Origin of the sequence: Streptomyces sp. NPDC046881, assembly GCF_040645015.1 — a bacterium.
Lineage (GTDB): Bacteria > Actinomycetota > Actinomycetes > Streptomycetales > Streptomycetaceae > Streptomyces.
The window spans coordinates 25,976-46,269 of the sequence record NZ_JBEYXJ010000028.1 but is presented as its reverse complement, the minus strand read 5'-3'; the positions used below and the strand labels follow the sequence as shown (position 1 = coordinate 46,269).

18 protein-coding genes, 1 tRNA gene and 1 pseudogene are annotated in these 20,294 nt (G+C 70.5%); 8 read left to right on the top strand and 12 right to left on the bottom strand.

The window, feature by feature from the left end; genetic code table 11:
- Positions 1 to 9 precede the first annotated feature (9 nt).
- The gene (locus tag ABZ923_RS16310) at positions 10 to 414 is read left to right on the top strand and encodes a globin (RefSeq protein WP_361471451.1); all 405 of its coding nucleotides are present in this window, start codon (positions 10 to 12) and stop codon (positions 412 to 414) included.
- Between the two features lie 329 nt (positions 415 to 743).
- Positions 744 to 890: pseudogene (locus tag ABZ923_RS16305) on the top strand (ABC transporter ATP-binding protein); the annotation flags it as partial.
- 19 nt (positions 891 to 909) lie between these two features.
- Here ABZ923_RS16305 and ABZ923_RS16300 read toward each other — a convergent pair.
- The 4 genes from ABZ923_RS16300 to ABZ923_RS16285 all read right to left on the bottom strand — a co-directional run bounded on the left by ABZ923_RS16300 (position 910) and on the right by ABZ923_RS16285 (position 4,319).
- Positions 910 to 1,587, bottom strand: coding sequence for a hypothetical protein (locus tag ABZ923_RS16300; RefSeq protein WP_361471449.1), 678 nt, complete (start codon positions 1,585 to 1,587; stop codon positions 910 to 912).
- Entirely contained in the window at positions 1,584 to 1,997 is a 414-nt protein-coding gene (locus ABZ923_RS16295) for a thioesterase family protein (RefSeq protein WP_361471447.1), read from the bottom strand. Before ABZ923_RS16295 ends, ABZ923_RS16300 begins: the two co-directional genes overlap by 4 nt.
- A gap of 6 nt (positions 1,998 to 2,003) precedes the next feature.
- Positions 2,004 to 3,668, bottom strand: a complete 1,665-nt coding sequence (gene ettA / locus ABZ923_RS16290) for an energy-dependent translational throttle protein EttA (RefSeq protein ID WP_361471445.1) — start codon at positions 3,666 to 3,668, stop codon at positions 2,004 to 2,006.
- Between the two features lie 201 nt (positions 3,669 to 3,869).
- Positions 3,870 to 4,319 carry a hypothetical protein gene (locus tag ABZ923_RS16285; RefSeq protein ID WP_361471443.1) on the bottom strand — a complete coding sequence of 150 codons (450 nt, stop codon included), beginning with the start codon at positions 4,317 to 4,319 and terminating at the stop codon, positions 3,870 to 3,872.
- A gap of 205 nt (positions 4,320 to 4,524) precedes the next feature.
- On the opposite strand from ABZ923_RS16285, the gene ABZ923_RS16280 reads away from it, so the two are divergent.
- Complete coding sequence (locus tag ABZ923_RS16280) at positions 4,525 to 5,016, top strand: MSMEG_6728 family protein (RefSeq protein WP_361471441.1); 492 nt, start codon at positions 4,525 to 4,527, stop codon at positions 5,014 to 5,016.
- Positions 5,013 to 5,531: an HAD domain-containing protein gene (locus tag ABZ923_RS16275; RefSeq protein ID WP_361471439.1), complete on the top strand. Its 519-nt coding sequence runs from the start codon at positions 5,013 to 5,015 to the stop codon at positions 5,529 to 5,531. The genes ABZ923_RS16280 and ABZ923_RS16275 overlap by 4 nt, the downstream gene beginning before the upstream one ends.
- Before the next feature lie 19 nt (positions 5,532 to 5,550).
- On the opposite strand, the gene ABZ923_RS16270 is transcribed toward ABZ923_RS16275, so the two are convergent.
- The 4 genes from ABZ923_RS16270 to ABZ923_RS16255 form a co-directional block, all read right to left on the bottom strand.
- Positions 5,551 to 6,909, bottom strand: a complete 1,359-nt coding sequence (locus ABZ923_RS16270) for a Cys-Gln thioester bond-forming surface protein (RefSeq protein WP_361471510.1) — start codon at positions 6,907 to 6,909, stop codon at positions 5,551 to 5,553.
- Positions 6,910 to 7,198: 289 nt separating this feature from the next.
- On the bottom strand, positions 7,199 to 7,675 hold the full coding sequence (locus ABZ923_RS16265) for a single-stranded DNA-binding protein (RefSeq protein WP_361471437.1): 477 nt from the start codon (positions 7,673 to 7,675) through the stop codon (positions 7,199 to 7,201).
- A gap of 307 nt (positions 7,676 to 7,982) precedes the next feature.
- The gene (locus ABZ923_RS16260; protein ID WP_361471435.1) at positions 7,983 to 10,511 is read right to left on the bottom strand and encodes a YfjP family GTPase; all 2,529 of its coding nucleotides are present in this window, start codon (positions 10,509 to 10,511) and stop codon (positions 7,983 to 7,985) included.
- 3 nt (positions 10,512 to 10,514) lie between these two features.
- Positions 10,515 to 12,122, bottom strand: coding sequence for a dynamin family protein (locus ABZ923_RS16255; protein ID WP_361471433.1), 1,608 nt, complete (start codon positions 12,120 to 12,122; stop codon positions 10,515 to 10,517).
- Positions 12,123 to 12,442: 320 nt separating this feature from the next.
- On the opposite strand from ABZ923_RS16255, the gene ABZ923_RS16250 reads away from it, so the two are divergent.
- A tRNA-Arg gene (locus ABZ923_RS16250) sits at positions 12,443 to 12,518 on the top strand.
- A gap of 87 nt (positions 12,519 to 12,605) precedes the next feature.
- On the opposite strand, the gene ABZ923_RS16245 is transcribed toward ABZ923_RS16250, so the two are convergent.
- Positions 12,606 to 13,313, bottom strand: coding sequence for a site-specific integrase (locus ABZ923_RS16245; protein ID WP_361471431.1), 708 nt, complete (start codon positions 13,311 to 13,313; stop codon positions 12,606 to 12,608).
- Between the two features lie 1,649 nt (positions 13,314 to 14,962).
- A complete protein-coding gene (locus ABZ923_RS16240) occupies positions 14,963 to 15,214 on the bottom strand; it encodes a hypothetical protein (protein ID WP_361471430.1) in 252 nt (83 codons plus the stop codon).
- An 86-nt stretch (positions 15,215 to 15,300) separates the two neighbouring features.
- Here ABZ923_RS16240 and ABZ923_RS16235 point away from each other — a divergent pair, with 86 nt between their 5' ends.
- Both ABZ923_RS16235 and ABZ923_RS16230 read left to right on the top strand, forming a co-directional pair.
- Positions 15,301 to 16,050 carry a GntR family transcriptional regulator gene (locus ABZ923_RS16235; protein ID WP_361471509.1) on the top strand — a complete coding sequence of 250 codons (750 nt, stop codon included), beginning with the start codon at positions 15,301 to 15,303 and terminating at the stop codon, positions 16,048 to 16,050.
- A gap of 224 nt (positions 16,051 to 16,274) precedes the next feature.
- Complete coding sequence (locus tag ABZ923_RS16230; RefSeq protein ID WP_361471428.1) at positions 16,275 to 16,904, top strand: hypothetical protein; 630 nt, start codon at positions 16,275 to 16,277, stop codon at positions 16,902 to 16,904.
- Between the two features lie 406 nt (positions 16,905 to 17,310).
- Here ABZ923_RS16230 and ABZ923_RS16225 read toward each other — a convergent pair whose 3' ends face one another.
- Complete coding sequence (locus ABZ923_RS16225) at positions 17,311 to 17,544, bottom strand: hypothetical protein (RefSeq protein WP_361471426.1); 234 nt, start codon at positions 17,542 to 17,544, stop codon at positions 17,311 to 17,313.
- A 262-nt stretch (positions 17,545 to 17,806) separates the two neighbouring features.
- Here ABZ923_RS16225 and ABZ923_RS16220 point away from each other — a divergent pair, with 262 nt between their 5' ends.
- Positions 17,807 to 18,028 (top strand): hypothetical protein, encoded by a 222-nt coding sequence (locus ABZ923_RS16220; protein WP_361471425.1) that lies wholly within the window; start codon positions 17,807 to 17,809, stop codon positions 18,026 to 18,028.
- A gap of 352 nt (positions 18,029 to 18,380) precedes the next feature.
- Here ABZ923_RS16220 and ABZ923_RS16215 read toward each other — a convergent pair whose 3' ends face one another.
- The gene (locus ABZ923_RS16215) at positions 18,381 to 20,291 is read right to left on the bottom strand and encodes a M64 family metallopeptidase (protein WP_361471423.1); all 1,911 of its coding nucleotides are present in this window, start codon (positions 20,289 to 20,291) and stop codon (positions 18,381 to 18,383) included.
- Positions 20,292 to 20,294 lie beyond the last annotated feature (3 nt).

The window sequence follows — 20,294 nt, the reverse complement described above, 5'->3', positions numbered from 1 at the left end:
GATGGACGGGTGAAAGAGATTCGGCGCGGCACGCTTCAGGAGCAGACCTTCTACGAGCAGGTCGGCGGGGAGGAGACCTTCCGTCGGCTCGTCCACCGTTTCTACGAGGGAGTCGCCACGGACCCGCTCCTGCGGCCGATGTACCCGGAGGAGGACCTGGGCCCGGCCGAGGAGCGGCTGGCCCTGTTCCTGATGCAGTACTGGGGCGGGCCCACGACGTACAGCGAGAACCGCGGCCACCCGCGGCTGCGGATGCGGCACGCGCCGTTCACCGTGGACCGGGCGGCGCACGACGCCTGGCTGCGGCACATGCGCACGGCGGTCGACGAGCTGGGGCTGTCCGAGGAGCACGAGCGGACGCTGTGGAACTACCTGACGTACGCCGCCGCGTCGATGGTGAACACCCCTGACTGATCACTGACGGTTCGTCACTGAAGATCGGATTCCGGGTCACCCGTCGCCGCATTCCGATCACAATCCGGTATAGACCGGCACACAACCGCTTACCCGCCGCCCGGCGCTCTGCCGGCATCGCCCGAAGGTCTGGCAGCCCGGACACACGGGGCCGGGTGACGGGGTTCGGCGCTGCTGGGCCGGCTCGCGCCCGGGGGCTCCGCCGCCGGGACCGAGGTGCCGGCGGGCACCGCCCGGCTGCAGCTGACGGCCCGCCTGCACAGCACCGCCGGGCCGGGCACCCCGACCGAGATGACGGTGACGCTCGCGGACCGGTACGGGGTGCGGCCGTGGCCCGCGAGTACGCCATGCTCGACCGCGCGGGGCGGCTCCAGTTGCCCGCCGACTATCTGCGCGCCCTGGACATGCGCGACCGCGGGGCCCTGGAACTGGAGTCCGACCACATCGGCGTCTGGCCGGACGACACGCGTACCTGAAGGAGCCGGGGGCGCCGGCTCAGCGCACGCTCAGCCCGAAGGACCCGAGCCCTGCCCGCCGTACCGCCACCGATCCGTACGGTGTGCGCAGCCGCAGCCACGCCCCCGAGGAGAACAGCCCGGTGTCGCCCGGACCGGTCCCGGGCCGCAGGAAGCCCAGGGACTGGGCCGCGTGCACGGCCCGCACCGGCAGCCGGGTGCCCCTGATCTCCCGGGACCAGATGTCCCGCCCGATCCGGTCCAGCTCCGCGCGGGTACGGCCCTCGGGCGCCAGCTCCTCGGTGCGGGAGCGGAACTCGGCCACCGCGGCGGCGACCGTGGCGCGCAGCGCGTCCGGCGCGGGCAGCCCGGGCTCCGGCTGCCAGCCGGCACGCGGCGGCAGCAGCCCGGCCCACGGCGGTCCGGTGACCGCGCCCGGGACGGCGGCGGTGGCCGCCCGCTCGTCCACGGACTCCAGGAGTTCCCCGGCGGAGACGGTCACGTCGAGGGTGACGTCCAGCCCGTCCTCGTACGGCTTCGCCAGTCGCACCGCGCGGACGGCCAGCACCTCGAAGGACGGCGGCCGGCCGAACACGGCGAGGGCGGTGCCGGCCGCCTGCAGCCGCACCGCGGCCCCACGGTCGTAGTGGAGCAGCCGGGAGAGGAAGGCGGCGAGGTCCACCGCCTCCGTCTCGTCGGCCAGGTGCAGCACCGTCATGCGGCGACTGCCTCCTCGTCGGCCGCGTCCGTGTACCGCTCGAGGAACTCGCGCTCCTCCGCGGTGATCCTGCGCGGCCGCTGGGTCTCGAAGTCGAACGGCACGATGACCGTCGAGGCCCGTACGTAGACCAGGTCGTCGTCCTTCACCTCGTAGGAGACGGTGAAGGACGCGGCCTTGATCTCGGTGACCCACAGCTCGACGGCCACCGGCGTGGGCCGGTGGACGAGCTGCCGCTTGTAGTCGATCTCGTGGCGCGCCACCACGGAGCCCTCCTTGGACCCCTTGGCCCGCAGGGCGAGGAAGTCGATGCGAGCCTCTTCCAGGTAGCGGAGGAAGATCGCGTTGTTGACATGGCCGTACGCGTCCATGTCCGACCAGCGCAACGGGCAGTGGTAGATGTGCCGCAAGACCGATCAGCCCCGGGTCAGCTTCTTGTAGGTGGCGCGGTGCGGACGCGCGGCGTCCGGGCCGAGCCGCTCGATCTTGTTCTTCTCGTAGGACTCGAAGTTGCCCTCGAACCAGAACCACTTCGACTCACCCTCGTAGGCGAGGATGTGCGTCGCGACGCGGTCGAGGAACCACCGGTCGTGGGAGACGACGACGGCGCAGCCGGGGAAGTCCAGCAGCGCGTTCTCCAGGCTGGAGAGCGTCTCGACGTCGAGGTCGTTGGTGGGCTCGTCGAGGAGCAGCAGGTTGCCGCCCTGCTTCAGGGTCAGCGCCAGGTTGAGCCGGTTGCGCTCACCGCCGGAGAGCACGCCGGCCGGCTTCTGCTGGTCCGGGCCCTTGAAGCCGAACGCGGACACGTACGCCCGGCTCGGCATCTCGACCTGGCCGACGTTGATGTAGTCCAGGCCGTCGGAGACGACCTCCCACAGCGTCCGCTTCGGGTCGATGTTCTCGCGGCTCTGGTCGACGTAGGAGATCTTGACGGTCTCGCCGACCTTGATGGAACCGGAGTCCGGGGTCTCCAGACCCTGGATCATCTTGAACAGCGTGGTCTTGCCGGCGCCGTTCGGACCGATGACACCCACGATGCCGTTGCGCGGCAGCGTGAACGACAGCCCGTCGACCAGCACCTTCTCGCCGAAGGACTTGTGCAGGTCGTCGACCTCGACCACGACGTTGCCCAGCCGCGGGCCCGGCGGGATCTGGATCTCCTCGAAGTCCAGCTTCCGCATCTTGTCCGCCTCGGCGGCCATCTCCTCGTACCGCGCGAGACGGGCCTTGGACTTGGCCTGGCGGCCCTTGGCGTTGGAGCGGACCCACTCCAGCTCTTCCTTGAGCCGCTTCTGCCGCTTGGCGTCCTTCTGGCCCTCGACCTTGAGACGGGCGGCCTTGGTCTCCAGGTACTTGGAGTAGTTGCCCTCGTAGCCGTGCAGGCGGCCGCGGTCGACCTCGCAGATCCAGCCGGCCACGTTGTCCAGGAAGTACCGGTCGTGGGTGACGGCGACGACGGTGCCCGGGTACTTGGCCAGGTGCTGCTCCAGCCAGTTCACGGACTCGGCGTCGAGGTGGTTGGTGGGCTCGTCGAGCAGCAGCAGGTCGGGCTGCTGCAGCAGCAGCTTGCACAGCGCGACGCGGCGGCGCTCACCACCGGAGAGGTTGGTCACGGGCCAGTCGCCGGGCGGGCAGCCCAGGGCGTCCATGGCCTGCTCCAGCTGGGCGTCCAGGTCCCAGGCCTCGGCGTGGTCCAGTTCCTCCTGGAGCTTGCCCATCTCCTCCAGCAGCGCGTCCGAGTAGTCGGTCGCCATCAGCTCGGCGATCTCGTTGAACCGGTCGAGCTTGCCCTTGATCTCGGCAACACCCTCCTGGACGTTCTCCAGGACGGTCTTGTCCTCGGTCAGCGGCGGCTCCTGCAGCAGGATGCCGACGGTGTAGCCGGGCGAGAGGAAGGCGTCGCCGTTGGAGGGCTGCTCCAGCCCCGCCATGATCTTCAGCACGGTCGACTTACCGGCACCGTTCGGGCCGACGACACCGATCTTCGCCCCCGGCAGGAAGCTCAGGGTGACGTCGTCGAGGATCACCTTGTCGCCGTGCGCTTTGCGCGCCTTGCGCATGGTGTAAATGAACTCAGCCAAGAGAAACCGTCCGGCAGCTTGAAATCTGGCAGTGGGCAGATACACCCCATCTTGCCGTACGGCCACCCCTGTGCGGAAACGCGTCGCGTCGAACGCCTCTGACCTGCGGCTTCACCGTGCGCTCGGGTAGCCCGTCCGGGACCGCCGGTCGTGGTCGGTCAGCCTCGGGCGGCCTCGCACGGGGCCCGGGACGGCCCGGGGTCACGGGTCGGTGTCGGGGCGCGCGGTGTGGGCGGGGTGGCCGGGCGTGCGGCGGGATTCCTTCATCTCCGCCTCGTAGAGGTGGTCCCGGCCGTCCGCCAGCTCTTCCACGGCGGCGTGTTCGAGGTCTTTGAACGGCTGGTAATAGGTGTCGTTGTAGGCCTCGATGATCTGGAACGTCCAATGGCCCGGTATGACGTTGCGGCCCATGATTTCCGTCTCCACCTTGTCGGCCCACGCGGAGTGGCCGGCTTCCCGCAGAAGCCGTATCGCCCGGTCCAGTTCCAGATCGGCCGTACCGGTCAGCTGATGAAAACTGTAGAGATGACCGCGGGCGCGTTCTGTCGTCTCCAATGCCTTCGACAGGGATCCGAGGGCTTCGAGCGTCGTATCGCTCAGGCCCTCGGGACGCTGGTGAGCGCGGTCGGGGCCGCTGCTGTCAGCATTCATGATCTTCCATTTTTCGCGAAGGGGCCCGGCCTGTCGGCGCGGTCGAGCCCTCCCTGAGTTCCCCGCATTCCGGAGCCACACCCCAGCTCCGGGAAATCCGAGGCCTTTTTTGTTTTCCCTTTCAACGTGAGTGCGGCGGCCGCGGTTGGCACCGGCCGAGGCACTCCCGTATTGTTGAGAGTTCACCTCGCACAGGGGCGATGGCATGCAGACTTTCCTGCCTTATTCCGACTTCAGGTCCTCGGCTCTTGCCCTGGACCGTCGGCGGCTCGGAAAACAGCGGGTCGAAGCATTGCAAGTACTCCGCGGCCTCGTCGTACCGGGTTACGGATGGCGCCACCACCCGGCGGTGCGCATGTGGGCGGGATACGAGGAAGCTCTGGTCCGCTACGGCCTCGAGGTCTGCACGGTATGGCGGGAGTGCGGCCATCAGGACAGCTGTGCGGCCACCCTGGTCGCCGATCTCCTCGCCTTCCGGCCCGGTGCGTCGGTCCGCCACCAGGAGCCGCTGGCGGCCGCCGGGGAACTGCCGCCCTGGCTCGGCGACGAGGCGTTTCACCGCAGCCACCGGTCGGCGCTGGTGCGCAAGGACCCGGACACCTACGCGCCGCTCTTCCCCGACGTGCCGAACGACCTGCCCTACACGTGGCCGGCGTCGGACCGTGGGGGGAGCCGGCCGGATGCCGTGCCGCCGTGACCGGTACGGCGGGGCCTCCCCTGCTCTTCCTCGACGTCGACGGCCCGCTCGTCCCGTTCGGACCGTCGGCCGGTGATCACTGCGGTGCGCCCCTCGGTCACCGGGGGAACCCGCTGCTGGAGCGGCTCGCCCCGCGGACCGGGCCGCGACTGCTGGCCCTGGGCTGCCGGCTCGTGTGGGCCTCGATCTGGGGGGAGGAGGCCAACGAGACGGTCGCCCCACTCCTCGGGCTGCCGAGGCTGCCCGTGGTGGAGTGGCCGGAGACCTGCGCCGACGACAGCCCGCGCGGCCTGCACTGGAAGACCCGCCCCCTGCTCGCGTGGGCCGGCCGCCGGCCGTTCGCCTGGGTCGACGACGAGATCGGCGCCATGGACCGCCTCTGGGTCGCCGCCCAGCATCCCGGACCGTCGCTCCTGCACCGCGTCGACCCGGCCGAGGGCCTCACGGACGCCGACTTCGCCGTACTCACCGCCTGGGTCCGCACCGTCGCGCCGACCGCGACCGCGGGCCTCTAGCAGCCGCGGCGGCCCCGGGTCACTCGCCGGCCGGGTGCTCCCTGCGGCGCAGCACCACCAGCACCGCGCCGCCGATCACCACGAAGCCGATGGCCACGCCCGCGATCAGCGGGGTGATCGCGGAGCCGCCGGTCGCGGCCAGGTTGGTGTCGGGAACCGTGGTGCCGCCCACCGTGGCGGGGCTGGGATCGTTGCGCAGCTGGGCCGTCTCGGTCGTGAGCGCACCCTGGGTCTTGCAGTCCAGGACGCCGGTGAAGCGGTGACTGAAGCCGTGCGGGCCGGTGATCGTGAAGTCGTAGGCCTGGTCCTCCTGGAGCGGCACGGTCACCGTGCGGGACGCGCCCGCGGGGATCGTGTGCTCGGCGCCCATCAGCGTGAAGGTGAACGGCGCGTCGCCCTTGTTGACCGCGGTGATGTCCACCCCGCCCTCGGCGCAGTTCTTGCGGGCCGAGACCGCCGGTATGGCGCCCTCGGCCGCCCAGCCGGCCGTCGCGGTCGCGGAGACCGTGGACTCGCTGGAGCCGGCCAGGATCTGGGTCTGGCTGCGGCTCTCGGAGGCGAAGGCCCGGCCCACCGGCACGGTGGTCGACGCCTGCACGGACAGCTGGGCCGAGCCGTCCGCCGCGTCCTCGGGGACGTCGAAGAACAGCTGGCTACCGTCCTTCGCCGAGGTGATCACCTTGCCGGTCCGGTCGATGATCCGCACCCCGCTGGTGGCGGCGTCCGCCGGCGGGCTCACCGTGACCGCGCCCGCGTTGGTGTGCACGGTCACCGGCCCGAGCAGGTCGCCCGGCCGCCCGGAGACGGCGGGCGGGTCCAGCGTGAGCGAGGCCTGCGGCTCGGCGACGCTGCGGGCCTTCTTCTCCAGGTAGTCGGCGAGCTTCTCGGCCTGCGGGTCGACGGCGTCGACCTCGGCGCCGTCGGAGTAGCGCCAGATGGCCACCTGGGTGCCGGCCGCCGCGTCCTGCTCGGTCAGCCCACTCGTGCCCGCTCGCCGGGCGAGCGCGGCGAGGTCGTTGACCTGGGGGTAGGAGTTCCGCAGGATCCAGTGGATCCGGCCCGCGTCCTTGTTCGTGCCCAGCGAGGTGCCGCTCCAGGGCGTCTCCTGGTAACGGGCGTCCCGCTGGGTCGGGTTGTGCAGGTCGACGCAGTACGTCTGCAGGGTGCCGCCGCCGTCCACGGACATCTCGAACAGACCGGCGGGCACCCGCTGGTCGGCGCCGTTCTCGTGGATCACGGCCTCGCCGTAGGTCTTCAGGCCGTTGATCGTGGCCGTCGCCCCGCCCTGGGTCTGCGCTCTGTCCTCGGCCGCGGCCGTACCGGCGCCGGACAGCACGCCGGCCGCCACGAGTCCGGACACCGTGGTGGCGGCGGCCAGGCGGGCCGTTCCGGTGGACCGGCAGAACCCAGAGAGCGCAGCAAGCACAGAATTCCCCTTCGAGCAGGACCCGTTGGACGTGGGGGACGGTCCCACCAGCAGAATCGGCAGCCCCTAGGGGCACGCCCGGCATCCTATGGATCAGCCGGAGCCTCTCCCGCCGGTCGGATCATCCGATGGCCGATCCGATCTGCAATCGTTATCGCCGGGACCTTCCTTGAGCTGGCCATATCGACAAATCCACCGGTTCGTACGGTGTGTTGCGACGGCACGGCGAGCGCGGCTGACGTCACGTCACCGCCACTGCCTCCCGGCCCTGTTGCCGCGTTCCGTCGTCCTGCGGGTCCGCCGGGCCCGGTGTCTCCCAGTTCGGCTCGGGCCGGACGGCCGCCGGCGGCGCCTCGGGTTTGACGGCGCGTTGGAAGGCCGCCGTACCGCGCGACAGGTCGTGGCCGATGGCGACGGCGTCGATGTCGGCGGAGGCCCACTGCTGCTGCCCCTCCCGCACCTCGGTGCGCACCTTCAGCCGGCCCTGGACGACGACCGGCTGGCCCACCTCCACGCACGCGGCCACGTTGACCGCGAGCTGCCGGTTGGCCCACACGGTGAAGAAGTTGGTGTGCCCGTCCGTCCACGCGCTCTTCTCCCGGTCCCAGTAGCGCGCGGTCACCGCCAGCCGGAACCGGGCCGACGGCCCCGCCGCCAGTTCCCGGTAGGCCGGCTGGGTCGCCACGTTGCCCACCACACAGACGATGGTCTCGTTCATGTCCTCACTCCCCTCCCCCGCCCGTCCCCTCACGGCCGGGCGGACAGGCGTACGGGCCCGTCCCGTACGGCTGCGTCTGCCGTGCCGGCGCGTACGACTGCCGTACGTGCCCGCACCTCCCGGCGACCGCCCGCACCGCCCGCCGCTTCCGCGGCCGGACCCGCCGTGCGATCGCCGTGACGTCAGACTGCCTCCGCCGGGCCGGGCCCGCTGAGCGCTGTGGACCACCGCCTGCCTGTGGAAAACTCCGCCACCCGGACGGGGGACGCCTCGTATCCGTGCCCCTCACCCACCCTGGGCGCCCCCCTCAGCCCACCCGGGACCCGCCTCGCACCACCCTGCCGTACTGCTCCCGCACCTCCCGGTACCGCAGCAGTTCCGACGCCACCGGATCGAGCACCCGGGCCCGGCCGCAGCTCGCCGCCGCCTCCCGCAGCCGCCGTTCCGCCTCCTGGCCGTAGCGCCGTGCGGGCCCCCGGGCCGCCATCCGGCAGGCCCACTCCACCAGCGGCCCGCCGATGATCCCGCACACCATCAGCAGCACCGGAACGCCCAGGTTGGGTGCCGTCACCCCGGCGATCTGCGCCGCCAGCCACGCGCCGCCCGCGACCTGCAGCAGGGTCATCGCGGCCTGGATCAGTACGGCCACCGGCCACCAGCCCGGCCGCGGCGGGCGGCCCGGCGGCATTCCGGCCCGGGCCGCCAGGTCGTCCAGCGCCTCGGACAGCCCGTGGGAGCCCCGTACGGCCGCCTCGCGCACCGCCTGGGCCCAGGGCGCGGGCAGCCCGGCCGAGGCCCGGTCGGACACCGTACGGACCGCCTGTTCGACGCGCTGACGGGCTGTGGCCTCCTCGTCGGCCTGGGCGCGCACGGCGTGGCGGCCCGTCGCGGAGTCGGCCCGGCCCTGGTACCAGCGCCACAGCCGCAGCCAGGGCGTGCCGCAGGCCCGGTTGGCGTTGCGCAGCCAGGCGCGTTCGGCGGCCTCGCCCGCCGCGGTGGCGCCCACCGCGTCCGCGAGCCGCCCGGCGAACTCCTCGCGGGCCTCCTCGCTCAGGCCGATCCGCCGGCCGGTGGCGTAGACGGGCCGCAGCTCGGCCGCGGCGGCGTCCACGTCGGCCGCCACCCGGCGGGCCGCCGCCCCCCGCTCCGCCACGAACTGGCCGAGCGCCTCGCGCAGATCGCCGACGCCGTCGCCGGTGAGGGCGGACAGCGCGAGCACGGTGGCACCCGGTTCGCCGTGCTCGCCGAGCGCGATGCCGTCCTCGTCCAGCAGCCGCCGCAGATCGTCCAGGACCTGGTGGGCGGCGTCCCCGGGCAGCCGGTCCACCTGGTTGAGGACGATGAACATGATCTCCGCGTGGCCGGCCATCGGGCGCAGATAGCGCTCGTGCAGGACGGCGTCCGCGTACTTCTCGGGGTCGACCACCCAGATGACCGCGTCGACCAGCTTCAGGATCCGGTCGACCTGTTCGCGGTGCTGCACGGCGGCGGAGTCGTGGTCGGGCAGGTCGACCAGGACCAGCCCGCGCAACTGCCCCTCGACGTCCGGGCCGTGCAGCGGGCGGCGGCGCAGCCGGCCCGGGATGCCCAACCGGTCGATGAGGCCGGCCGCGCCGTCGCTCCAGCTGCACGCGATGGGCGCGGCCGTGGTCGGCCGGCGCACGCCGGTCTCCGAGATGGGCACGCCGGCGAGCGCGTTGAACAGCTGGGACTTGCCGCTGCCGGTGGCGCCGGCGAGGGCGACGACGGTGTGCCGGCCGGAGAGCTTGCGCCGCGCGGCGGCTTCGTCCAGGACCCGGCCCGCCTCGGCGAGGGTACGGCTGTCCAGGCGGGTGCGGGAGAGCCCGACGAGTTCGCGCAGGGCGTCCAGGCGGGAGCGCAGGGGGCCGTCGTACGCCAGCGGGGCCGGGGTGTGGCTGCCCGGTGCGCGGTGCGCCGGTTCCCCGGTGGAGGCGCGGTCGGCGGCGAGGGCGGCGGCGTTGGCCTCGGTGACGCGCCGCGCGATGAGCCCGTCGTCCCAGGCCTCCGAGGAGGACTCGGAGTCGGCGTCGGCGTCGGCCTTGGCGGACGCGGTGTCTCTCTTGGCGGGTGCGGCGTTGGCCCTGGCGGGTGCGGCGTCCGTCTTGGCGGGCGCGGCGTCCGTCTTGGCGGATGCCGCATCGGTCTTGGCGGACGCGGGGTCGGTCCCGGCGGATGCGGGGTCCGTCCTGGCGGATGCGGTGTCGGCCGCGGGGCGGGGTTTCGAGGGGTGGGCGTGCGGCCGGGGGACGGAGACACCGCCCTCCTCGGCACGATGCCCGCGCGCGGGGCGATCGTTGTCGTCCTTCACGCGCGCGTGCCGCTCGTCGTCGTCCTTCCCGCGCGCGGGGCGGCCGTTGTCGTCCTTGTCGTCCCGCACGCGCGCGGGACGCCCGCCGACGGGGTCCGTGCCGCTGCCGTCACCCGCCTCGGGCCCCTCCCCCGCGCCTCCGTCGCCCGCCTGCTCCTCCATCGCCTTGCGCGCGTCCTCGCCGTCGGAGCGGCCGCCGGCAGGACGGCCGTCCGAGGTCCGTCCCCCGCCGGAGCCGTCCTCCTTCCCGGGGTTCAGCCGCCCTTCCGGGAAACCGCCCGCGCGCGGGACGCCGTCCACGGCACCCGAACCGGCGTGATCGACATGACCGGCATGACCGGCATGACCGGCATAACTGTCGTGACTGTCGTGACGGGGGTGACTCGCGTGATCGGTGTGACCGCTGTGCTCCATGGCCCCGCCGCCGTCACCACTTGCGCCGCCGTGGTTCATGCGCCTCATGTGCTCGGTGTGATCCGTGTGGTCCTGGTCAGTGACGGCGGTCACCGGTCACCTCTCCTTCTGCAGTACGGACAGCGCGGCGATGAGTTGGGCCTGGGGCTCGGGATGGACGTCCAGGGCGTCCAACGGGGCGAGGCGCCGCTCGCGTTCGGCGTGCATGACACGGTCCACGTGCTCGAGGAGCAGCCGTCCGGCCCGGTCCCGCAGCCGCAGCACGCCGTGGGCGCCGAGCCGTTCGGCGAGCCCCTCGCCCGCGGTACGGGCCCGGCGGCCGCCCAGTACGGCCGTGGCGACCAGCGCGGCGACCACCTCGGGGTCGGGCGCGCCGGTGCGCTCCAGGACCCGCACCTCGTCCTCGGCGTACTCCTCCAGCTCGCGCCGCCAGCGCCGGGCCGCGAGCCCGATACGGTGCTCGGACCGCTCCAGGGACGCCTCGCGGCCGGCGAGTTCCGGGGCGGCGGCGGCGGGTTCGCGCCGCCAGGCGTCGTCCACGCGCTCGTCGGCGGCGGTGACCGCGCACAGCAACAGCGCGGCCAGGCTCTCCACGAGGGCGTCCAGGAGTTCCCCGGCGGTGCAGTCCAGAGGGAAGGCGCGCCAGCGCTTGAGGGCGTCCCCGGCGAGTACGGCACCGGCCTGGAGGCGGGCCCGCACGCGCGCGTGCTCCTTGTCGTAGGCGGCCTCCACGGCGGAGGTGAGCCGGTGGGCCGCCGCGTACTGGGCGGCGGCGGCGCTGGCCAGCTCGGGCATGCGGGCCTTGAGCGAGTCGAGGACGCCGTAGGCCGTACGGGCCATGACGTGCTGCCGGGCGGCGGGGTCCTGGGCGTGCTGGACGAGCCAGCTCTTCAGGGGCGCGACCGCGGTGGCGGGCAGCAGGCCGGCACCCCACGCGGACTCGGGCAGCTCGGGCACGGTGAAGCGGGGTACGTCGCCGAGCCCCGCCTTGGTGAGCAGGGCGCCGTACTGCCGGGAGACCTCCGAGACGACCTGGTGGGGCACCCGGTCCAGGACGGTGACGAGGGTCGCGTCGTACTCCTTGGCGGTGCGCAGCAGGTGCCAGGGGACGGCGTCGGCGTAGCGGGCGGCCGTGGTGACCATGATCCAGATGTCGGCGGCGCAGATCAGTTCCGCGGCGAGGACGCGGTTGTCGGCGATCAGGGAGTCGATGTCGGGGGCGTCGAGGAGGGCGAGCCCGCGCGGGAGGGTGTCGGCGGTCTCGACGCGCACCACACGCGCGGGATCGTCGTCGGAGATCACGAGTTCGTCGGCGGGGTCCTGGTGGGGTACCCACACGCGGGTGAGATGGGGGAGCACGCGCATGCCGCTGAACCAGTGATGGTCCTCCGGATGGCAGACCAGCACCGGCGTCCGGGTGGTCGGCCGGAGCACACCGGCCTCGCTCACGCGCCGTCCGACGAGGGAGTTGACGAGCGTCGACTTGCCCGCGCCGGTGGAGCCGCCGATGACGGCCAGCAGCGGCGCGTCCGGCTCCCGTAGCCGGGGCACGAGGTAGTCGTCGAGCTGCGCGAGGAGTTCGTCGCGGTTGGCACGCGCGCGTGGCGCCCCCGCGAGGGGCAGCGGAAAGCGTGCGGCGGCGACACGGTCGCGCAGAGCGGAGAGTGTGTCGAGCAGCTGAGGCCGTACGTCCAAGGTCACCACATGCGAAGAATGCCCAATTTTAGGGGAATTCTGAAGCATATGGACATGTCTGCGCGCCGACGGGACAGAACGGGCAGATGGGATGACCAGGACATGGGCACAGGCCAGGCATAACGAGTGCACAACACCCGGTGCGTCGGACGCCAAAAGCGGTGCACGATTCGTACCTGCCTGCGATTATCAGGACCGCTTCACCGAACCTCCACATCGAGCCACGGAGGCGAAGCGACAGGGTCAGGGAACCGGGAGCCCTATCCTTGACCCCGGCAACGTCACGGATCAGCCCACCCCAGGGCACCGCACACGAGGCCACCCCACCGGCCCCCGTAGCTCAGTGGATAGAGCAGGCGCCTTCTAAGCGCTTGGCCGCAGGTTCGAGTCCTGCCGGGGGCGCCACCTCCTACCAGCAAAAACGCCCCGGAGGGGATCTTTCCTCCAGGGCGTTTCGTGTCTCCGACGGCAACGCTGACGGCAACGGCCCCGTCACTCGTCCAGCAGACTCCCCAGCCGATCAAGGGCGGCCCGCTTCTCGCTCATGTCGGCGTGCGCGTAGATGTTCATGGTCACGTCCAGCGCGCTGTGCCCGACGCTGTCCCGGACGATGTGCGGCGGGATACCGAGGCTGAGAAGCAGCGTCACGCAGGTGTGCCGGAGGTCATGGAAGCGCACGTCCAGGCCGAGCCGCTCGCGGATCGGGTAGAAGTGCCGGTTCAGGTTCCGTGGCTCGATCGGAGTCCCCCGCCGAGTGGTGAAAACCAGGCCGGATTCCACCCACTGATCGCCAGCGGCCCCGCGCTCCTCGGCCTGGCGCTCGCGGTGACGGCGCAGTGCGTCGACACACACGGCCGGGAGCGGTACGGGCCGCTCCGGACGACGCGTCTTGGGTGCGGTCAGCGTCAGCTCTCCATCGACCCGCTGCAGGGGCGTACGGATCTCCAGCAATCCCCCGTTCAGGTCAACGTCCGACCAGTGAAGCCCCAGCAACTCGCCGCGGCGAAGCCCGAGGTACAGCGCGAGCACGTAGGCCGCGCTCAGCCGGTCGTCGCGCACGTCGGCCAAGAGCTTCTTCGCCTCGGCGACGGACAGGCCGCGGCCGACGCGGTACCGAGGGGTCTGAACCTGCATCAGCTTGGCGACGTTGCGCTGCACCAGTTCCTCGCGGACCGCGCGCTGGAGGGCGTTCCGCAACACCGCGTGAAGGTACTGGACCATGCGAGGCGACAGCCGACGCTCGCAGCACCGCTTGGGAGTGGCAACGGCGGTCACCGGCCGGACGGGCGGCGTCACACCCCTGAGCACAGCATTGGCAGGCCTGCCGAGCCCAGTCGAGGAAGAGGCGTACGTCCTTGGCGGAGAGCCGGGCGAGCTTCTTCTTGCCGAGCCGAGGGACGATGTACGCGTTCACACACTTGCCGTACCTGTAGACCGTCGAAGGTCGCACCTTGTGGCGCACGATGTGATCAGGCCCGCCCACGGCGCGGGCGCGCGCCGCCTCTGTGGCGCGGCTCGCCCCCTGTCTGCGCCCGGCTGGCCGCGCCCGGCGGCGCGCTGGCGAGCTGCGGGCAGGAAGTGGGAGACACCCTCTGTGGCTGGGGCGGCCGGCTCCACAGCTTTAGGCAGCCACTTTGGCGCGAGCCTCGAAGATCATGGCCCCAACGTAGTGCTTTACCGGGCAGGTCCACAGACTGCCCGACGCGCCGGAAGCTTACGGGGCCGTGATCACTCGCGCCAAAGCAGCTCCAGCCAAAGCCGCCCCGCCGACCCACCACATCGCGAACATCCGCCACTTTCCCCCTAAGCCAATTACCGCACCCGGAGTGGAATTCCAATGGGCCAAATCACCACTCGGGCCGATGCAATCAAAAATTAGCTACGCTTACGCTTTCGACGAACAGAACAAATTCCCCCCAGGTCACAATTCAGACCAAGTGTATTTGTCGACTAAGTTCTAATTGCCTGTGACCTGCAGAGTCGAATGCCTTCGATGGCTATTTATCGACTAAGTGTCAACTTGCAGAGTCGACTGTTCTTGTGGCTTATCAGGTGGCATTAGAGGGCGTGACCTGCGGATTTGCGTTTATCGCGAGGGGCGCGAGTATGCTTAGCGACGCTTCGCCTGATCCTCCCTCAAACTAGTGCCTGCGTGCCCTAGTTGAAGGACCCCCGGCCCGAAGAGAGGGTGCCGGATGGAGGAGAGGGAGGGGTGCGGTGACTTCAGACATGGGCAAGCCCCGCAAGAAGTGGAGTAGCGCCGAGAGGGCGCAGATCTACATCGGGCTTGCGGCTCTGCTTGTGACGATCATCGCTTGCATTGGGCAGTTTGTGCAGTAGCTGTCCATGAATGCCGAGTCCGGAGCATTACGGCCACTCACGCAAGTGAGCCCGGCCGACTACTGGGCGACCGGGCTCACACACTGCACCGCGAGGGCCCGACTCGGTCGCACGAGTTGGGCTCTTCGCGTTCGCCCACATAAGGGGACATGGCAGTCGCCCAAGTCCGTGGGCAAGACCTACTCTAGCTAATGCTGCCCATTGAAGTGAGGTAGCACCATTCACAACTTCACAAATGGTTGGGCCTGGGATTACTCAAGGGCCCCGGCCTACCCCCGGTCAGGCGCATGCCCAGGGGTCCTCACCTCGGCCGGCCAGAGCGACAGGCCCGGGCCGTCTCTGGGCCGTCCAAGGTCAGCCGACGCCCACCGACAACGACAGAAACCCACGGCATCTGAGCTGTTCAGAGCCGTGGGCTTCCTCAGTCTCCCCAGTCGGCGAGACCGGTGATCAGTAGACCGGCTACTGATCACCATGAGCACGGTGTGCCCCGCCGCGGGCTGACCCGGTCACGTGTCGCCGAGGACTTCCCGGCGGGCGGTCTCAGCCTTGCGGTTGAGAGCATTGGCCATCCGCACGGCCGCGATGGTGGCCAGGGCGCCAAGGCCGAAGAACGGCACCACGGTGATGACGCTGACCACTGCTATGTCTCGGGTGGCGTTCGTGATGATCGCCATGATGATCCCACCAGAGACCCAGGCGAACCAGATCCGAAACTTTTCGACCTGGACGGCCTTCTGTACGTCGCTGTAACTGGCCATGGCTTCCCCTGCGGTGACGTGTGCCGGGCATCATGCCGCGGATGTGGACTGGAGCATGGTGATGTGGCCGTTCTGTGACCACCTCCATCGGCGCTCTCGGCGCGCTGCTCACACGGCCTGTCGCTGACCGGATCGCGGAGCACGTATGGGAGCCCGGGGACCGTCTCCCGTCCCGCGCCCAGATCGGCCAGGAGTACGGGGTCGGCGAGAACGTGGTCCGCCGGGCTCAGGAGCTGCTGATCTCCCAAGGTGTGCGGGAGGGCCGCGCCGGTTCCGGCACGTACGTCGCCGAGCCCCGGCAGCGGGTACGGGTGGTCCGTTCGTTCGCGCGTCAGCGGCCCGACGGGTCTCCGTTCCGGGCGGACATGAAGGCCGTGGGCAGGCAAGGGGACTGGGAGAGCCGGACCGAGGCCAAGGTGCCGGCTCCGGCGGACATCGCGGCGCGGCTCGGCATCGCCGAGGGCGACCTGTGCGTCCGGACCACGTACGAGTTCCTGGCCGACGGCAGGCCGGTGCAGCTGTCGACGAGTTGGGAGCCGTACGACCTCACCGCCGGCACCCTCGTCGTCCTCCCGGAGGGAGGGCCGCACGCCGGGGCGGGTGTCGTGAACCGCATGGCCGCGATCGGTGTCACCGTCAGCCACGCCGTGGAGCAGCCCGAGCCGAGGCAGGCGACCGCCGAGGAGGCGTCACTCCTGGGCATCCAGAAGGCCGCGCTCGTCACGCACATCCGGCGGACGTACTACAGCGACGAGGGACGGCCCGTGGAGACGGCGGACATCGTGGTGCCCGCCGCTCACTGCGAGATCGTCTACGAGCTTCCGATCAACCGCTAGTGCCGTGACCGCATAGGTTCGCCGGGTTGCCGGTAGGGATGGGTGGCCCGGTTCTCTCGCGCCGCGGTAAGGGCACGAGGGCAGCGTCTCGTCGGCGTGCGGCGCAGATGCAGCTGAATCGGCTTTGATGCAAGCTGGGGCTATGCCCGCTTATGCGTCGATGCCCTATCGGGTTGGCGGCTGTTCAGAGGGCGTCGAGTTGACCCGATTTCTTGGAGGGCTGCATGGCCTCTGACCCTTCAGGGGAGTCGCCTGAACCCTCGGCGAGGCCACCAGAGGCACCACAGGAGCCTCGTCAGAGCAAGCTGCGGGCTCATATCGGCTGGTGGCTCGGCACGGTGTCGGCCACGGTCGGGATTCTGGCGTTTTTCTTGAGCCAGTGCGAGGGCAAGGGGCCCAGTTTCGGCGCATGGAAAGCGCAGGCTGATGCAGTGTGCGAGAAGGAGGGCCCCAGTGCGGGTACTCATTTGGTAGATGCAGAAAACGCCGTGAACAAACTGAACGCCGCTGATACCTGGACGGAGGAGCTACTCAACACGACGGCAACTAAGTTGACAGACGCCGGAGTGGCAATGCGGCGCATTGTCGGCAATTGGCGGGCATTGGAGCGCCCAGATGGGCGGGGGGAGGACATTGACAAGCTGCTTCAAGCAGGTACAGCCACCAGTAACGCGTACTACGATGCGGCGGACGGAATTGCCGCAGGGACTCCTACGGAAGAGCAGGGCACCAATCTCATAGAAGCGGCCCATAATCTCGCGGTGCAAATCAACGACCTGGGTTTGAGGGAATGCCAGTACTGGTTCGGAAAACCGGAAGATGTTCCCATTTCACCCGCACCGGCTCCGCAATGACACGGAGAACGCGGACCTTCCGAGCTTCTTGGAGGCCTTGGCCGCCTGGATCGACGATGCGGACGGGTGGCACGGCAACACCGGCCGGGAGCTGCCGCCCGGCGGTGACTGGATGTTCTTCGCCCGAGCTCTGCAAGCGGCGACCGTGTACGAGTAGGCCGAGCCGTGTCGAATGCCTGTCGAAGGCCAGTCGATGTCGCGCGCGGCACGCAAAGAGAAGCAGGTCAGCAAGGGTGTGACCCAAGATCCACCCAGCGCCTTCCAAGCGCGCGAGCCGTCACGACGCAGCTCCGGACGCCGCCCTTGGTGATCCAGGGCAGGCTCCGAGGCTGTCCGGATGTCACCGGGTCTTGGCGGGTGATCGTGTCGCATGCGGAAGAGCAGATCACTCGGCTGGAGCCGACCGTCACCGGTCTGGGCGGCCGGCACCACCCTCGCCGTCGGGGAAGATCAGCCCCGGCGAACCGCTGATCAACCCCAGGGATGCCAGTCCGAGGGCCAGACGCCCAAGGGCTTTGGCCCCGTGCCAGTCGTGCGGGGCACCGAAGACGACCCAAGCACCCACCGCGATGCCCGCGGCCAGAACGGCCAGTCCACTGATGCGGCGTAAGCCATGGCTCATGGCCTCATCGTTGCTCATGACGGATCGGGACTCAACGGCCCGGCCGGCCCACCGACATGCGGAACCGTGCCGGCCCACCGAGGAGGCTACGGCGGGAGGCCCGAGGACACCGCCCAGGTGCGGATGCGCGGCACGTCAGCCCGGTGGGTTCTTCGGCCGGGTTCCAATTTTGTCTCGGTTGGTCTCGAAACCGCAGGTCAGAGGCGCGGGATGGGTGGTCTCGGGTGGATCTGTGCCCACGGCCACAGCAAATGGGGCGCGATTAGGCTCATACTGAGTCATGACAAAGCCTGCTGCGCCGAAGCGTCATCTGCCCACCAGCCCCTTCAAGGCCCCGGTTCTACCGGCCCCCAAGCACTTCGCCATGGGCGATCAGGTCACGCACGACATGTACGGCCTCGGCCGGGTGATCGGCATCGAGGACGGCGTCGCAGCGCTCGTGGACTTCGGTTCGGCCCAGGTGCGGGTCCTGAGCCCGTACGCCAAGATGACCAAGCTGTAGAACCGCTGTGCCCGGTCACGGCACACCAGGACCCTTCGGGGACCTGCAACGAAAGAGAGCCCTCCCATCGACCTGACATCACTGTTCTCCGCCCTGGAAGGGCAACCGCGCCGCGCCGCTGCCGCGTCGCCCGCCCCGGCGACCAACCCCTTCCAGGCCCCCGACTTCGGGGAAGAGGAGACCTTGCCGCTCGAGGACGCCCAGGCGGCCTGCCTCCACGAATGACGGTGGCGCCGGCACCGAGCAGGCCCGCACGGGTCGACACCCCGCGCGCAGCCCGGCACGCGTGAGCCCCGGACGCCCCCCTTGGCGAGCAAGGGCAGGCGCCGGGGCTCCGGCCGTCGCCGGGATCTCAGGTGATGCCGAGCTGGAACCAGCCGGCCCAGCCGCCCGACGCGTCCCACCACGTGCTGTAGACGGTTCCGTCCGTACCGACCGCGAACAGGTCGAGGTGTTCGGTGACCCGGGTCAGCGCGGCGATCTGGCTGCCGGGCTTGGCGACACCGCCGGACACGTTGAACCACGCCGCCCATCCCGTGGTGTCGTGCCACCACGTGGAGTAGATCCGGTTGTCGGTGCCGACCACGAACAGGTCCATGTGGTTCGTGTAGCGCACCACGGCCGTGACCGGTGAACCCGCCGACGCGACGCCCCCGGAGATCTGGAACCAGCCCGCCCAGCCGCTGCGCGCGTCCCACCACGTCGACATGATCTTGCCGTCGGACGCCGTGGTGAACAGGTCCAGGTGGTCACGGTGGCGGGCGACGGCCGTGACGGTCGCGTCGGGCCGGCAGATGATGCCCGGCAGGGGGAACCACGCCGACCAGCCGGAGCGCTCGTCCCACCAGGCGCTGTAGACGCGGTTGTCCGTGCCCACGGTGAACACGTCGAGGTGGAAGGGGTAGCGCGCCACGGCCGTGACCGTGGCTCCGTTCGCCGCGACACCGCCGCTGATCTGGAACCAGTCGGACGCCCAGCCCGTACGGGCGTCCCACCAAGTCGACATGGTCCGGCCGTCGGACGCCGTGGTGAACAGGTCCAGGTGGTCGGCGTACCGGCTGACGACGTTGACCGTCGAACCGGGACGCGCGACCAGGCTGCCGACCCGGAACCAGCCCGCCCAGCCGGTCGACTGGTCCCACCAGGTGCTCCAGATCCGGTTGTCGGTGCCGACGACGAACAGGTCGAGGTGGCCGGCGTACCGTGCGATCGAGGTGACCGGCGCGCCCGGGCCGCCGGGAGAGGCGAAGCCCCCGGAGACGTGGAACCATCCTGCCCAACCGCTGCCGGCGTCCCACCAGTTGGACATGGTGCGGCCGTCCGAGGCCACGGCGAAGACGTCGAGGTGCTCGGGGTAGCGGGCGACGACGCTGATCGGTGTGCGGTTGCGGGCGGGCAGGGTCGCGAGGGGGCCGATCCTGTTCCAGATGACCTGTCGGCACACCCGGCAGAACGGGACGCTCAACTCCCGCATTTTGCAGGTGTACTCGGGCCGGTAGGCGCCGCAGTGGTAGTAGTGCGCGCCCTCGAAGCAGCCGACCGTGCCGACGGGTACCGGGCTGGGCCGTGTGTCCACCGTCGCACAGTTCGGGTTGCTCATGGTGGGCAGGGCCGTGCTCGCGGCGACCGCCCAACCCCATTTCAGGGTGGTGCGGTTGGTGTTCAGCGTGACGTTCGGCTCGCCCGGCTCACCGGCCGGGTGGTGGTCGTGCCCGGTCTCGTTGCCGCCGGCGTAGTACGCGTACTCGTCCGCCAGTCCGTACGCCGTGTGCCCGACCTCGTGGATGGCGATCTCGGTCGCGCCGTTGGCGAGGGAGTACGTGCCGACCGAGCCGCCGCTTCCGCCGTAGACCGTGGAGTTGACCACGACGATGGCGACGGAGAACTCCGGCACCTGGGCCGCGGCCGTCTGGAGCACCGTGGAGTTGTTGCACACGAGCAGCCGCCGGATGCCGTTCGCGCCGAACGTGGAGTCGAAGTACGTGCGGGCCGTCGCGCCGGTGCCCCCGGCGCCGACCGGGTCGTCGGCGCCCGAGTCGGTGGAGGTGACGTTGACCCGCCAGACGTTGATGGCCGGCCCGAGTTCGTTGTAGGGCGCGGTCGCGAGCAGCGCGGTGACGAAGTCCTTGCAGGCGTTGTCGAAGTCGTTCTGCTGCGCGGCGGTGAAGCCGTCGCCCAGCAGCACGATGGTGAAGGCGCGGTTGCGCGGTGCGGAGCCGAAGATCTGGGTGCGGCCCTGGACGGTGCCGTCGGAAGTGGTCATCCC